Source organism: Pseudomonas sp. RC4D1 (genome assembly GCF_018390395.1).
GTDB lineage: Bacteria > Pseudomonadota > Gammaproteobacteria > Pseudomonadales > Pseudomonadaceae > Aquipseudomonas > Aquipseudomonas danubii.
The window spans coordinates 431,537-446,092 of the sequence record NZ_JAHBAW010000003.1; the positions used below are offsets into that span (position 1 = coordinate 431,537).

Here is a 14,556-nt window from a genome sequence, read left to right on the forward strand (position 1 = left end):
CGCAATAGCGTCACAACGAAGAGAAGCAGCGTAAACCTGGATGAAGCTGCCGACATTCCCACCATCGGCCACAAGCATCTTGAAGAGTTTTCGCCGGCTTCCCGTCTTGGTACTGGACGGTCAATGCCAGGTCAGTTTCATCAATCTGCCTTGTGGGCAGTACACATCCGGGTCACAGCTCGGCGGTCAGACGAGCTTGCTCATAACACCTTTGCCTCGTCCCCCGATCGGGGGGACGCCTGCATCATGCAAGGGCGAAATCCTCTCGTCAACGGTTTTGTAGTGAAAATTTTCAGGCACTACATATTGTCTGACAAAAGCCGAAAAGCCATCACCCAGGCCCCCCAATGCCGGTCAGGGCAGGTAGAATCGGCGCCTTGAAATGTTCTGAGGTTGCAGCGGTGGATGTACAACAAGGCTTCGTCCTGACCCGGCACTGGCGCGACACGCCGGCGGGCACGGAAGTCGAATTCTGGCTGGCCACCGATCAGGGGCCGCGCCGTATCCGCTTGCCGTTGCAAACGTCCGTGGCCTTCATTCCGGCGGCCCAGCGGGCCCAGGCCGAGCGTTTGCTGGCCGACGACCCGGATGTCCAGCTGCGCCCCTTGCAGTTGCGGGACTTCCACCAGCGCCCGGTGCTGGGCATGTACTGCCCGCAGCACAATCAACTGATGCGCCTGGACAAGACCCTGCGCCGTGCCGGTGTCGAGGTGTTCGAGGGCGACGTTCGTCCGCCCGAGCGCTACCTGATGGAGCGTTTCATTACCGCGCCGGTGTCCTTTGGCGGCCAGCCAGGGCCCGACGGCCTGTTGCTTGAGGCGCAGATGAAGCCGGCGCCGGACTACCGCCCGACCCTCAAGCTGGTGTCCCTGGACATCGAAACCAGCGAGCGTGGTGAGTTGTACTCCATTGCGCTGGAGGGGTGTGGCCAGCGCCAGGTGTACATGCTCGGCAAGGCCCGGGAGGACGACAGCCCGGTGGACTTCGATCTGGAGTTCTGCGCCAGCCGCGAGCAGTTGCTGGAGAAACTCAACCAATGGCTGGCCGAGCACGACCCTGACGCAATCATCGGCTGGAACCTGGTGCAGTTCGACCTGCGGGTGCTTCACGAACATGCCCGGCGCCTGGCCGTGCCCCTGCGCCTGGGGCGTGGTGGCGAGGAAATGCAATGGCGCGAGCACGGCAGCCGCACCCATTACTTTGCCTCGGCCGCCGGGCGCTTGATCATCGACGGTATCGAGGCATTGCGTTCGGCGACCTGGAGTTTCCCGTCCTTCAGCCTGGAGAACGTGGCCCAGACGCTGCTGGGGGAGGGCAAGTCCATCGACAACCCGTACCAGCGCATGGACGAAATCAACCGCATGTTCGCCGAGGACAAGCCGGCCCTGGCCCGTTACAACCTCAAGGACTGCGAGCTGGTGACGCGGATCTTTGCCAAGACCGAGCTGCTGACCTTTCTCCTGGAGCGGGCCACGGTCACCGGCCTGCCCGCCGACCGCAGCGGTGGCTCGGTGGCGGCCTTCACTCACCTGTACATGCCGCTGATGCATCGCCAGGGCTTTGTCGCGCCCAATCTCGGCGAGCTGCCGCCCCAGGCCAGCCCCGGTGGTTTTGTCATGGATTCGCGGCCCGGGTTCTACGAGTCGGTGCTGGTGCTGGACTACAAGAGCCTGTACCCCTCGATCATCCGCAGTTTCCTGATCGACCCGGTGGGGCTGGTGGAGGGCCTGCGTCAACCGGATGACCAGCACTCGGTGGCAGGCTTTCGCGGCGCGCGCTTCTCCCGTACCCGACATTGCCTGCCCTCGATCGTGACCCGGGTCGCCGAGGGCCGCGAAGTGGCCAAGCGCGAGCACAACGCGCCATTGTCCCAGGCCCTGAAGATCATCATGAACGCCTTCTACGGCGTGCTCGGCTCCAGCGGCTGCCGCTTCTTCGATCCACGCCTGGCGTCATCCATCACCTTGCGTGGCCACGAGATCATGGCCCGTACCCGGCAGTTGATCGAAGCCCAGGGCCATCAAGTGATCTATGGCGATACCGACTCCACCTTCGTCTGGCTCGGCAGCCTGCATGACGAGGAGCAGGCGGCGCTGATCGGCCGCGGCCTGGTGGCCCACGTCAACCAGTGGTGGCGCGAGCATCTGCAGCAGCAATACGGCCTGGACAGCGCCCTGGAGCTGCAGTTCGAAACCCACTACAAACGCTTTCTGATGCCCACCATCCGCGGCGCCGAGGAGGGCAGCAAGAAGCGTTACGCCGGCCTGGTGCAGCGCGCCGATGGCAGCCAGGAGATGGTCTACAAGGGCCTGGAGACCGTGCGCACCGACTGGTCGCCCCTGGCCCGGGAATTCCAGCAGGAGCTGTACCAGCGCATCTTCCACCGCCAGCCCTACCAGGACTATGTGCGCGACTACGTGCAACGCACCCTGGCCGGGCAACTGGACGATTTGCTGATCTACCGCAAGCGCCTGCGCCGTCCCCTGGACGACTACGAGCGCAACGTGCCACCCCATGTGCGCGCGGCGCGCCTGGCGGACGAGTACAACCGCGAGCAGGGCCGGCCCCTGCAGTACCAGAACGGTGGCTGGATCAGCTACGTGATCACCCTGGCTGGCCCCGAGCCCCTGGAAAACCGCCGCGCGGCCATCGACTACGAGCACTACCTGACCCGGCAACTGCAGCCGGTGGCAGACGCCATCCTGCCGTTCGTGCAGGACGACTTCAGCACCCTGGTGGGCGGGCAGATGGGCCTGTTCTGAGGCGCCTCAGTCGTCCACGGCTTCGCACAGGCCACTGGCACCGTGTTTGTCGCTGTACTTCACGCTCACTGAGTCGTCGTCCTCGACGCTGATGGTCAGGTTCGTTTCCGGCGTCTTGACCTGGAAATGCCGGTCATCCACGGCGCGGCTCTTGACCACTTTGCCGTTGATGTAAATCGGACCGCCCTGGTCGGCGCTGACGGCCAGATTGCCGGGGCAGGAGACGTTGAACAGCGGTACAGCTTCGGCGTGGGCGGCGCCGGTGAACATCATCAAAGTGCCCAGCAGCAGGATTTTGCGCATCGCGGACTCCTCGTGGAACAGCCTGGAGGCAGAGGCCTGAGCGGCCCTTTGCAACCCCGGATGGGGGCTTAGCCTATCGGCTGCCAGAGCTGTGCGCGAGTGGAATATTTACCCCGGGACAGAGCGGTTTTCGGGCTTTTGTCGGACAAAAAAAACCGTGGACTCGCCGTTGACGACTGTGTCAGGTTTCCAGGGCCTCAATGGGCGAGTGATAGGACGATCTCGCAGGCGGGGTCGTGGCTGTTCTATCGGAAATTTTTTGTCTGGAACAAGGACGTAACAATGTCAAACGCACTATCCAAAGCACTTCCTGAAACCATCGGTTACGGGATCGACCCGCTCGCAGCGGGCAGTAATGCCTACCAGCAGGTCCACGCCTTCAGCCATCTGTATGACCGGGGCGGCAGCGAACTGGTGAACGGCAAGCCATCGTTCACCGCCGACCAGGCCGCCGACTCGATCCTGCGCAAGGGCCTGTCCTGGCACGACCAGAACGGCGACGGCAAGATCGACCTGAGCTACAGCTTCCTCACTGACAAACCGGCCAACTACAACCCGGCCCTGGGCAGTTTCAGCGAGTTCAGCGCGCTGCAGAAGGCTCAGGCCTTCCTGGCCCTGCAGTCCTGGTCGGACGTGGCCAACATCACCTTCAGCGAGTCCGCCAAGGGCGGCGACGGCCACCTGAGCTTCGGCAACTACAACGTCAGCACCGGCGGCGCGGCCTTCGCCTACCTGCCGTCCGGCAGCAGCTATGACGGCCAGTCCTGGTACCTGATCAACGACCAGTACCGGGTCAACGAAACTCCGGGCAATGGCAACTATGGTCGCCAGACCCTGACCCACGAGATCGGCCACAGCCTGGGCCTGTCCCATCCGGGTGTGTACAACGCCGGCAGCGGCAGCCCCACCTACAACGACGTCACCTACGCCCAGGACACCCGCGGCTACAGCCTGATGAGCTACTGGAGCGAGAGCCACACCGGGCAGAACTTCAGTAAGGACGGCGGCGGTGCCTACGCCTCGGCGCCGTTGCTGGACGATATCGTCGCGGTGCAGAAGCTCTATGGCGCCAACCACGAGACCCGTGCCGACAACACGGTCTATGGCTTCAACTCCAACACCGAGCGGGATTTCTATAGCGCCCATAGCGCCTCCGACAAGCTGGTGTTCGCGGTCTGGGACGGTGGCGGCAACGATACCCTGGACTTCTCCGGCTTTACCCAGAACCAGAAAATCAACCTCAACGAGGGTGGTTTCTCCGATGTCGGCGGCCTGGTGGGCAACGTCTCCATCGCCCATGGCGTGACCGTGGAAAACGCCATCGGCGGTTCCGGTAATGACCTGCTGATCGGCAACGCTGCGGCAAACATCCTCGAAGGCGGTGCCGGCAACGACATCCTCTACGGCGGTGGCGGCGGCGATAGCCTGTGGGGTGGGGCGGGGGCCGACACCTTCGTCTACGGCGCGGCTGCGGATTCGACCTTCGACGCCCCGGACTGGATCATGGATTTCGCCAGTGGCGAGGACAAGATCGACCTCAGCGGCCTGTTTGCCTCCACCGGCGCCACCCTGAACTTCGTCAGCGGCTTCACTGGCCACGCCGGCGATGCGATCCTCACCTACTTCGCCGAGACCAACCAGACCAGCCTGATGATCGACCTGACCGGTCATGGCGCGGTGGACTTCGCCGTGGGCACCGTGGGCCAGGCGGCCGTCACCGACATCATCGCCTGATCAACGCTGTGTGACAGGAGCGGCGCCAAGGCGCCGCTCTTCACTGAACGTCAGTCACCACCCCCGCCGCCACAACCGCCACCCCCACAACCGCTGCCATCGCTGCCGCCACTGTCTGCGTCGCCGCCCAAACGCGAGTTGTCGCTGTCAGAGCTGCTGCTGGAGGAATCGCTGTCGAAGGAACTGCTGTGCAGCTCGCTGCCGCAGTGCACCACCGCGGCCGTGCTGCCGTTGTCCGTCAGGCGCCGCAGGGACTGGCAGTCAGCGACGTAGTGAAAGCCCCGGGCGATCTTCAGCTTGGCATCCAGGGCGAACAGCAGCGGCAGGCGGCTGGGTTGGGCCGGGTTGATGTTTTCTTCCAGGCAGGCCTGGCGCCAGACCCGGCGCAGGCCGTTGTCGCTCTTTTGCTCGGCATTCTGGCCGAGCACCGCAGCGGGGGTGTGATGGAGGAACTGGCCGAAGGCCTCGTTGCAGAACGCCTGGTAGTCCCGGGTATGCAGGATGAATTCATGCCACAGGTCGTCCACCACCTGGGACGGCATCGACACGTAGCGCTGGCCGCTTTTGAGGTAGGCGAGGAAAAATTGGCGCAGGCCCTGGGCCACCAGTTGGCAGTCCTTGAGGCTCAGGTGTGGATGCTGGGTGCGCAGCGGCTCGAACAGCCGCGGTGGCAAGGTGAAGTTGCGGATATAGGCTTCCCGGCGCAACGCAGTGAGGGCTTTCTGACGGCGCCAGAACACCAGGATCAAGACCAGGGCCACCACTGCGGGAAGGATCAACAGCATGCTCGGTCTCCGCCGGAAAAAGTGCCGAGACAGTGGCGCAAAGCAGCGCGTTATTCAAGTCGTCCCATCGATGCCGCCCTTGACGATCGCCGGCAACCCGCCCGAGTGGAACCTGGAACCGTCGCAGTTCAGCGCCTCCAATCAAGACACCATCGCCAGCGGCTGTAACAACACCTGACAGCCGCCGGCTCCTACGCAATCCTGCTCGCCCGTGAACGGCCCCGTCAGACGTGGTCGATATCGATATCCCGGGTCTCACGCAAACACAGCAAGCCCACCACCAGGCTGACCCCGGTAATCAGCACCGGGTACCACAGGCCATAGAAGATATCGCCGGTGTACACCACCAGGGCAAAGGACACGGTGGGCAGGAAGCCGCCAAACCAGCCGTTGCCAATGTGGTAGGGCAGGGACATCGAGGTGTAGCGGATACGGGTCGGGAACAGCTCCACCATCAGCGCTGCCAGCGGGCCGTAGCACATGGCGGCAATCAGGATCAGCGCCACGATCAACAGCACCACCATGGGCTTGTTGACGTTCTGGGTGTCTGCCTGCTGCGGATAGCCGGCCAGGGTCACCGCGCCACGCAGCGCCGCTTCGTCGAAGCCGTTGATCGTCACGTCACCGACGCTGACCTGCACCGGGCTGCCGGCCGGGGCGGCGACGCTGCTGTAGGGCAGGCCCTGTTTCACCAGGAAGGTCTTGACCTTGTCGCAGGGGCTGTCGAAGCGCGCCTTGCCCACCGGGTCGAACTGGAAGGTACAGGTGGCCGGGTCGGCGCTGACGCTGATGGGCGCCTGGCGGCTGGCCTGGTCGATGGCCGGGTTGGCGTAATGGGCCAGGGCCTTGAAGATCGGGAAATACAGCACGGTGGCCAGCAGCAGGCCGAGCATCAGCACCGGCTTGCGGCCGACCTTGTCCGAGAGCCAGCCGAAGAAGATGAACATCGGCGCGCCGATCACCACGCTGATGATCAGCAGGCTGTTGGCCAGGGCCGGGTCCATCTTGAGGAACTGGGTGAGGAAGAACAAAACATAGAACTGCGCGGCGTAGAAGGTCACCGCTTGCCCGGCGTTGATGCTGAACAGGGCGATCAGCACCACCTTGAGATTCTCCCATTTGCCGAAGGACTCGCGGATCGGCGCCTTGCTGGCGCGGCCTTCTTCTTTCATTTTCAGGAACGCCGGCGACTCGTGCAGGCTCATGCGGATCCAGGTGGAGATGCCCAGCAGGACGATGGACAGCAGGAACGGCAGGCGCCAGCCCCAGACTTCGAACTGATCGCCGGTGAAATAGCGGCAAGCCAGTACCACCAGCAGCGACAGCAGCAGGCCGAGGGTCGCGGTGGACTGGATCCAACTGGTGTGCAAACCGCGCTTGCCCTGGGGCGCGTGCTCGGCCACATAGGTGGCGGCACCCCCGTATTCACCGCCCAGGGCCAGGCCCTGGAGCATGCGCAGGGCCACCAGGATGATCGGTGCGGCGATGCCGATACTGGCGTAGTTGGGCAGCAGGCCCACGGCGAAAGTCGCCACTCCCATGAGGACGATGGTGGCGAGGAAGGTGTACTTGCGGCCGATCATGTCCCCCAGGCGACCGAACACCAGGGCGCCGAAGGGGCGCACCACGAAGCCGGCGGCGAAGGCCATGAGGGCGAAGATGAACGCGGTGGTGTCGTTGACCCCGGCGAAGAACTGCTTGCTGATCACCGCCGCCAGGGCGCCATAGAGAAAGAAGTCATACCACTCGAACACCGTGCCGAGTGACGAGGCGAAGATCACCTTCTGACTGCCCTTGGCGGCGCAGTCGTCCAGGGACGCATTGAGAGGCTGAGCGTGTTCTGACATAGGGGGCTTCCTTACAGTGATTATTGTTGTTGTTCCACTGCCGGCGCCGTGACCGACGCCGTTGTTGCGATTCACCGCGACCGTGCGATGAACCTTCGTTTACCTCCCGAGCGTAGGAGCTGGCTTGCCAGCGAAGAAGCCCTTGAGCCAGGTGCCGGCCTTGGGGGCGCCTTCGCCGGCAAGCCGGCTCCTGCACTCATGCCGGGGTGGTGTTCTCCTTGTGCTGGACGGTACTCCTGGGGACGCTGGCGAGAATCAGTTCGGCGGCTTTCTCGGCGATCATCAGGGTCGGCGAGCAGGTGTTGCCGGAGGTGATGCGCGGCATGATCGAGGCATCGGCAATCCGCAGTCCGGGAATGCCATGCACCCGCAGTTGCGCGTCGACGACGGCGTGGGCGTCGCTGCCCATGCGACAGGTGCCCACCGGATGAAAGATGGTGGTGCCGATGCGCGCCGCCGCTTCATGCAGTTGTTCCTCACTCTGCAGCTGCGGCCCGGGCAGGTATTCGCTGGGTTTGAACGGCTGCAGGGCCGGGGCACCGACGATGCGCCGGGTCAGGCGGATGGCATCGGCGGCGACGCGCAGATCCTCCGGATGGCTCAGGTAATTGGGCTGGATCAGCGGTGCATCCCCGGGTTCCACGGAGCGTATCTCTATCCGGCCGCGGCTTTGCGGACGCAGGTCGCAGACCGAGGCGGTGAAGGCCGGGAAGCTGTGCAGGGGCTCACCGAAGCGCTCCAGGGACAGCGGCTGCACGTGGTATTCGAGGTTGGCGCTGGTCTGCTCCGGTCCCGAGCGGGCAAAGGCGCCCAATTGGCTCGGGGCCATGGACAGCGGGCCGCTGCGGTCATACAGGTAGCGCAGGCCCATGCCCATCTTGCCCCACAGGCTGCCGGCGATCTGGTTCAGGGTGCGAGCGTTTTCCAGCTTGTAGATCAGGCGCAACTGCAGGTGATCCTGGAGGTTGCCGCCGACCCCGGGCAGGTCATGGCTGACCCCGATCCCCAGCCGCTGCAGCAGCGCGCTCGGACCAATCCCGGAGCGCTGCAGAATACTTGGCGAGCCGACGGAACCGGCGCACAGAATGATCTCCCGGCGGGCCTTGAACGTCTGCTGGCGGCCCTGGCTGATGGCCCGTACTGCGGTGGCGCGGCCGTCCTCGAGTATCAGCCGCTGCACCTCGACATCGGTCAGCACCACCAGGTTGGAGCGGTTGGCGATGGGCTTGAGAAAAGCCTTGGCGGCGTTCCAGCGCACCCCGGCCTTCTGGTTGACCTGGAAGTAGCCGCAGCCTTCGTTGTCGCCGCCATTGAAGTCGTCGATGTTGCGGATGCCGCTCTGCTGCGCAGCCGTGCGGAAGGCGTCGAGGATCGGCCATGACAGACGCTGGCGCTCGACCCGCCATTCACCGGCGGCGCCGTGCAACTCGCTGCCCCCGGCAAAGTGGTTTTCGCTTTTCTTGAACAGCGGCAGGACCTCGTTCCAGCTCCAGCCCGGGTTGCCTTCAGCGGCCCAACCGTCGTAGTCGGCGGCCTGGCCGCGCATGTAGATCATGCCGTTGATCGAGGAGCAGCCGCCCAGCACCTTGCCCCGCGGGTAGCTCAGGCTGCGACCTTGCAGGCCCGGTTCGGCTTCGGTCTTGAAGCACCAGTCAGTGCGCGGGTTGCCGATGCAGAACAGGTAGCCCACGGGAATGTGAATCCAGGGGTAGTTATCGCGGCCGCCGGCTTCCAGCAGCAGCACCCGGTGCTGGGGATTGGCCGACAAGCGATTGGCCAGCAGACAGCCGGCGGGACCGGCGCCGACCACGATGTAGTCGTAGGCGTCAAAGGCAGGGAGCATCCGTGACCTCTTTTCTTCGTTCTTGTTTTGCCCTCATCCTAGTTGTTAGCTTTCGTTAAAAGAATGTTAGTTTTTACCCACCTGCTGTGCGTTTTCTAACAGCGTCCCTCTTCGACATCCACCAGGATTTTCCATGTTCGACTGGAACGATCTGCGCTACTTCCTCGAGCTGCAACGCAGCGGGCGCCTGCTCACCGCGGCCCGGCGACTGAACACCACCCACGCCACGGTGGCCCGGCATATCGAGGCGGTGGAGCAGGCCCTGGGCACCGCGCTGTTCGTCCAGCATGCCCAGGGCTACGAGCTGACCCCGGCCGGCGAGGCGCTGCTCAAGCACGCCGAGGCCATGGAAAACGTCGCTTTGCTGGTGCAGGAGGAAATCACCCAGTCCAGTGCGCCCCTGGGCAAGATCCGCGTCGGCGTCACCGAAGGCCTGGGGGTGAAGTTCCTGGCCAGCCGCATGTATGGCCTGTTCGAACGTTATCCGGGGTTGGAAGTGGAGCTGGTGGCGGTGCCGCGCTTTGTCAGCATTCTCAATCGCGAGGCGGAGATCAGCATTCACCTGGAGCGCCCCAATGCCGACATGCTGGTGACCCGCAAACTCACCGACTACCGCCTGGCCCTGTACGCCAGCCAGGCCTACCTGGACCGCGCGCCGCCCCTGCGCAGCCGCGAGGACCTGGGGCGCCACGCCTGGATCGGTTATGTCGACGACCTCTTGTTCAGCCAGGAACTGATGTTCCTCAACAGCTTTTGCCGCAACCCCCAGGTGGTGTTCCACAGCACCAGCGTCATCGCCCAGCAGGAAGCGGCCCGCTCCGGTCTGGGGATCGCCGTGCTGCCGTGCTACATGGCCGCCGCCGACCCGCAACTGGTGCCGCTGCTGCCGGCCGAGAGCATCCAGCGCGCCTACTGGATCAGCACCCGCCGCGAGCTGCACAAATCGGTGCGGTTGCGGGTGGTCTGGGACTATCTGGTGCAGCTGTGCGCGGCGCAGCAGCAGGTGTTGCTGGGGCCCGAGATCTAGCCTGGTTCAGAGAATCGGCCCGCAATGGGCCGAACTGCGGATCGGTGCACCGGGCTTGATGTCGACGAAGCGCGAGCCGTAGGACACCGGGTTCAACGGGCCGCCGTCCAGGCCCATGCCCAGGCCACCGGCGCTGCGGGTTTCACCTTCCTGCATCAGTGGATCAAGGCATGCCCGCCAGTCCAGCAAGCGCAGGGTCACGGCCTGGCGCCGTTCCAGGTCGCCGGGCAGCAAGGGGCTGGAGCGGTGCCACAGGTATTTGCTGAACAGCAGGGCGTCGCCGGGATCGAAGGCCTCTTCGATGCGTTGCTCCTCGAAGGCGTCGGTAAGCACCCCGGGCGTGCAGTAGGTCTGGCGCAGGTGCGCGGAAAATTCGGCCACCGTCTCGCCCCGTGCCAGTTTGCCTGCCAGCAGGCGCGAGAACTGGAAGTTCTCCTGGGCCGAGAACAGCGACAGGGGCACCCAGGCCATGCCGCCACCTTGCAGTTGGGGGCGGATCGGCTGCAACGGCATCCACAGACTGAAGGCCGGGTCCTGGGGGCGGATGTAGCGAAAGTTCAGCGAGTCGTAATGCCAGGCAAAGCCCGAGCGTCCCACCCCCAGCTCGAAGCTCTGGGCCTCGCTCATGATCAAGCGGCAGCCGGTGAGGCGGGTCAGCACCTGGGCGAAGGCCGGTTGCCGGTAGAGGCGTTCGAGGATGCCCACCTGGGTCACTCGGTGGGTCAGGCGGCTGAAACCGTCGCCATGGGCCGAGGTGCCCGAGGGGGCAGGGCGCAGTTGGCTGTTGGCCAGCTCGCGCAGTTGCAGGATGGCCGCGGGCGTCAACAGACTGCGCAGTTTGATGAAGCCACGCTCTTTGAAGTGCCGCAGATCGTCCTGGTCCAGGCGCAGCGGGTTGACCAGGGCAGGGGCGGTGTCAGGCAGAAGCGGTGGCAGGTTCACAGGGGTATTCCATTACCGGGGGACAAGGCCCTTGAGTATGGACAGCGCGAGCTGGGTCGGCAGGCTGGATTCGACCTCGAACAACGCCTTTGCGACATCGGGCAGGGAGGGCGGCGTCTTAGTCATCAGGCCGGATATAGCGGTCCTGGGTCTGGATGAACTCATCGAAGGCCCGGGAGTTGTAGACCTCAAGGCAAGCATGCAGCACCACCTTGTCGCGGCTGTATTTGCTGCTTCCCGAGGCCTGCTCATAGGCTTGTGCCACGTAGTCGGTGGTGGCGGTGTAGGGGTTGTGCAGGGTTTCCAGGGTGTCTTCGTTCTGCAGCACGTTGTACAGGCCTATCCCCAGCACGCCGTACATGCCGACGGCGTGGCCGACGTCTCGACGCATGGCCGAGGGTTCCGGGAAACGCTCGGCCAGGCAGTTGGCCAGGCCGTAGTTCTTCAGGGATTGGCGGGCAGCGTCGACCTCACTGGTGGCCTGGGCCGCGCTGCAGGCAGCGGCCAGTGATAACAGCAACACGCTCATCCTTTTCACCCTTGCCACTCCTCGATCCAGGCATCCGCCAGTGCTGACGGCGGCAGATGGTCGGCGTTGCCACGGCGCTTGTCAACGAGCCGGCCTGCCGTCGATCCCATGCCCCAGACAGCCCTTGCACCGCAGGATTCCCAGCTCTCTTTTGCGCCGCTATTGCTCTAGAATGCCGGCGCTTTGAGCGCCGCCGTTGAGGACCATGCCCGGCCCTGCTCAAGGCGATTGTCCAGGCCTGCCTGCGCCTGCTGGACCTGCCCCCTCTTGAAGACCCCACGGGTAAAAGGAACGACCCTCCCGATGCAAAAAATCAAACTCATTCTGGGCTCCGCACTGGCGCTGTTCCTGGCGTACCAGGCCTACGGTTCGTTCTACTACGGCACGCCGTATCAGGGCCGCGACTACAGTCCTGACCAGGCCTTCTACTACCAGAAATACCGCTTGTTCAGCTGGCGCACCTGGATTCCCACCATGACCATGCCCGGTGATGGCGACAGCTCGCGCTACAGCGTTGGCGGCTACCTGCGGGTGTTCAAGGCCGACGGCACGCTGGTGGGGCAGTCCTATGACGGCTGCATTGCGGTGGTGGAAGTGTCCTGGTACGACGATGCGGTGGGCGGCTTCGGCTGCAGCGAGCACTTGATCGCGCTGTCCGGGAAGGCCACGCCGGACTGAGCGTTCAGTCCCGGCGCCCGCCCATGGGCTATGGCTCGCGGCGCGCCGTCCAGGCGCTGCCCAGCCGCAGCGGTTGCTGGCAGGGAATCGACAAGGTCGCGCGCAGGCCGCCCTGGGGCAGGTTGTCGAGGCTGATCCGGCCCCCCAGGTGGCGGGCGATGACGCTGACGATGGTCAGCCCAAGGCCGGCGCCGTGGACGTTGCCGCGACTGTAGAAGCGCTCGAACAGCCGCTCGCGTTCCCCTTCATCGATGCCCGGGCCCTGGTCTTCCACGCTCAGTTCGAAGTGTTCGTCGACCTGGGTCAGGCGCACGCTGATCACGCCATTGGCCGGTGAAAAGTTCACCGCGTTGCTGATCAGGTTATTCAGGGCAATATCGATGGAGGCCGCTTCAGCGCGAACCGGATAGGGACGCTCGTCCACCTCGAAGGACAGCTCCAGGCCCTTGTTCAGCAGCCATGGGGTCAGTTGCACCAGGCTCTCGCGCACGGTGTGGGCCAGGTCCACGGTCTGCTCGCTGGGCATCTGCGCCTTGGGTTCCAGGCGGGCCATGGTCAGCAACTGGTTGACCAGGCGCCCGGCGCGGTCGACGCCCAGGATCAGCGATTCCAGGGAGGCCCGGCGTTCCTGTTCGGTGCCGGCTTGCAACAGGTTCTGCGCGTGCACGCGCAACACCGCCAGGGGCGTGCGCAGCTCATGGGCGGCGTCGGCAATGAAGCGCCGCTCGCGGCCCAGCAGTTCCTGAATCTGCGTCAGCATGCGGTTGAGGGCAGCCTGCATGGGTTCCAGTTCCCTGGGCAGCGGTTCCAGGTGCAAGGGTTCCAGGGAACCGCTGGGCCGGGCCCGGAGCAGGGCGGCCATATTGGCCAGGGGGCGCAGGCCCCAGCCGATGGCCAGCCAGATCATCAGCACCAGCAGCAGGCTGCCGACCACATTGGGCCACAGGGTGTGGCGCATGATGCGGTTGACCAGGTCACTGCGCACATCGACTCGCTCGCCGACCCAGACCCGCAGCCCGGAATCCTGATCATCCAGGATGAAGGTGCGCCACTGATGGTCGTTGCCGTCCTGTTCATTGCCGAACCCTGGCGCCAGCGGCTGCACCGCCAGGGCGGGGGCGCTGGTGGTACGCACCAGCAGGCTGCCTTTGCGGTCCCACACCTGGAAGGCGATCTTGCTTTCGTAGGGGTGACCGTCGACCTGGGGCATGGCCTGGCTCAGTGCCAGGTTGAAGGCGTGATACAGCTGGGCCTGCTCGGCGCTGCTGTTGGGCATGCGCATGATGCCCAGCAGCAGCCGGGCATGTTGCGCCAGTTGGGCGTCGTAGACCTCGTCGATCTCGTGGTTGCTGTCGTGCAGGTTGAAGGTCGTCAGAATCAGCAGGCCGGCGAACAGCAGACCGATGATCAGGGTCAGGGTGCGTCGGCGGATCGAATTCATCGACGCTCCTCCACCAGATAACCGACCCCGCGAATGGTGCGGATCAGGTCGGCGGAAAACTTCTTGCGCAGATGGTGGATGTGCACTTCCAGGGTGTTGCTCTCGGCCTCTTCATTCCAGCCGTAGAGCAACTGCACCAGGCGGTCGCGGGTCATCACCCGACCCGGCGGCGAGAGCAGTTCGTAGAGCAGCTGGTACTCCTTGGGTGTCAGGGCCACCGGCTCGCCGTGGTAGTGCACCTGCTGGGTGCCAGGGTCGAGGCTGATGCCGGCGTGCTCGATCAGCACCCGGGCGCGCCCGGCACTGCGCCGCAGCAGGGCCCGCAGCCGGGCCTTGAGTTCGTCCAGGTCGAAGGGCTTGATCAGGTAGTCGTCGGCGCCGGCGTCCAGGCCGGCGATACGGTCCTCGGTAGCGTCCCGGGCGGTGAGAATCAGCACCGGCAGGGTCGAGCCACTGTCGCGCAGGCGCTTGAGCACTTGCAGTCCATCCAGGCGCGGCAGGCCAAGGTCGAGCAAGGCCAGGTCGAAGGTTTCGCTGAGCAGCGCATGCAACGCGCTGCTGCCGTCCTTGAGCCAGTCCACGGTGTAGCCTTCGCGAGTCAAGGCTTGGTGGATACCTTCGCCCAGGGGCTGGTCGTCCTCGATCAGTAGTAAGCGCACAACGAC

The 14,556-nt window shown here is 64.6% G+C and carries 12 protein-coding genes and 1 pseudogene; 5 read left to right on the forward strand and 8 right to left on the reverse strand.

The genetic code is table 11. From position 1 onward, the window contains the following. The first annotated feature begins 401 nt into the window (after positions 1 to 401). A complete protein-coding gene (locus KHO49_RS26990) occupies positions 402 to 2,762 on the forward strand; it encodes a DNA polymerase II (RefSeq protein ID WP_213666157.1) in 2,361 nt (786 codons plus the stop codon). 6 nt (positions 2,763 to 2,768) lie between these two features. Here KHO49_RS26990 and KHO49_RS26995 read toward each other — a convergent pair whose 3' ends face one another. Next, positions 2,769 to 3,065 carry a hypothetical protein gene (locus KHO49_RS26995; RefSeq protein WP_102879838.1) on the reverse strand — a complete coding sequence of 99 codons (297 nt, stop codon included), beginning with the start codon at positions 3,063 to 3,065 and terminating at the stop codon, positions 2,769 to 2,771. Positions 3,066 to 3,347: 282 nt separating this feature from the next. Here KHO49_RS26995 and KHO49_RS27000 point away from each other — a divergent pair, with 282 nt between their 5' ends. Then, a complete protein-coding gene (locus KHO49_RS27000; protein ID WP_222933760.1) occupies positions 3,348 to 4,799 on the forward strand; it encodes a serralysin family metalloprotease in 1,452 nt (483 codons plus the stop codon). A 50-nt stretch (positions 4,800 to 4,849) separates the two neighbouring features. Here the strand turns inward: KHO49_RS27000 and KHO49_RS27005 are convergent, their stop codons facing one another. Then, positions 4,850 to 5,584: a glycine-rich domain-containing protein gene (locus KHO49_RS27005; protein ID WP_213666158.1), complete on the reverse strand. Its 735-nt coding sequence runs from the start codon at positions 5,582 to 5,584 to the stop codon at positions 4,850 to 4,852. Between the two features lie 85 nt (positions 5,585 to 5,669). On the opposite strand from KHO49_RS27005, the pseudogene KHO49_RS27010 reads away from it, so the two are divergent. Beyond that, positions 5,670 to 5,762 (forward strand): annotated as a pseudogene (locus KHO49_RS27010) (hypothetical protein); the annotation flags it as partial. A gap of 46 nt (positions 5,763 to 5,808) precedes the next feature. Here the strand turns inward: KHO49_RS27010 and KHO49_RS27015 are convergent. Then, a complete protein-coding gene (locus tag KHO49_RS27015; protein WP_213666159.1) occupies positions 5,809 to 7,431 on the reverse strand; it encodes an MFS transporter in 1,623 nt (540 codons plus the stop codon). 196 nt (positions 7,432 to 7,627) lie between these two features. After that, positions 7,628 to 9,274: a GMC family oxidoreductase gene (locus KHO49_RS27020; RefSeq protein ID WP_110653464.1), complete on the reverse strand. Its 1,647-nt coding sequence runs from the start codon at positions 9,272 to 9,274 to the stop codon at positions 7,628 to 7,630. Between the two features lie 133 nt (positions 9,275 to 9,407). Between KHO49_RS27020 and KHO49_RS27025 the strand changes: the two genes are divergently transcribed. After that, entirely contained in the window at positions 9,408 to 10,301 is an 894-nt protein-coding gene (locus KHO49_RS27025; protein ID WP_102879834.1) for a LysR family transcriptional regulator, read from the forward strand. Between the two features lie 6 nt (positions 10,302 to 10,307). Here the strand turns inward: KHO49_RS27025 and KHO49_RS27030 are convergent, their stop codons facing one another. Then, positions 10,308 to 11,243, reverse strand: a complete 936-nt coding sequence (locus KHO49_RS27030; RefSeq protein WP_213666160.1) for a phytanoyl-CoA dioxygenase family protein — start codon at positions 11,241 to 11,243, stop codon at positions 10,308 to 10,310. A gap of 118 nt (positions 11,244 to 11,361) precedes the next feature. Then, positions 11,362 to 11,772, reverse strand: coding sequence for a T6SS amidase immunity protein Tai4 family protein (locus tag KHO49_RS27035; RefSeq protein WP_249735872.1), 411 nt, complete (start codon positions 11,770 to 11,772; stop codon positions 11,362 to 11,364). A gap of 303 nt (positions 11,773 to 12,075) precedes the next feature. Here KHO49_RS27035 and KHO49_RS27040 point away from each other — a divergent pair, with 303 nt between their 5' ends. After that, positions 12,076 to 12,450, forward strand: a complete 375-nt coding sequence (locus tag KHO49_RS27040) for a hypothetical protein (RefSeq protein ID WP_213666161.1) — start codon at positions 12,076 to 12,078, stop codon at positions 12,448 to 12,450. A gap of 28 nt (positions 12,451 to 12,478) precedes the next feature. On the opposite strand, the gene KHO49_RS27045 is transcribed toward KHO49_RS27040, so the two are convergent. Beyond that, positions 12,479 to 13,891, reverse strand: a complete 1,413-nt coding sequence (locus tag KHO49_RS27045; protein WP_102879830.1) for an ATP-binding protein — start codon at positions 13,889 to 13,891, stop codon at positions 12,479 to 12,481. Next, positions 13,888 to 14,550 (reverse strand): response regulator, encoded by a 663-nt coding sequence (locus tag KHO49_RS27050; protein WP_102864368.1) that lies wholly within the window; start codon positions 14,548 to 14,550, stop codon positions 13,888 to 13,890. The genes KHO49_RS27045 and KHO49_RS27050 overlap by 4 nt, the downstream gene beginning before the upstream one ends. Between the last annotated feature and the right edge of the window lie 6 nt (positions 14,551 to 14,556).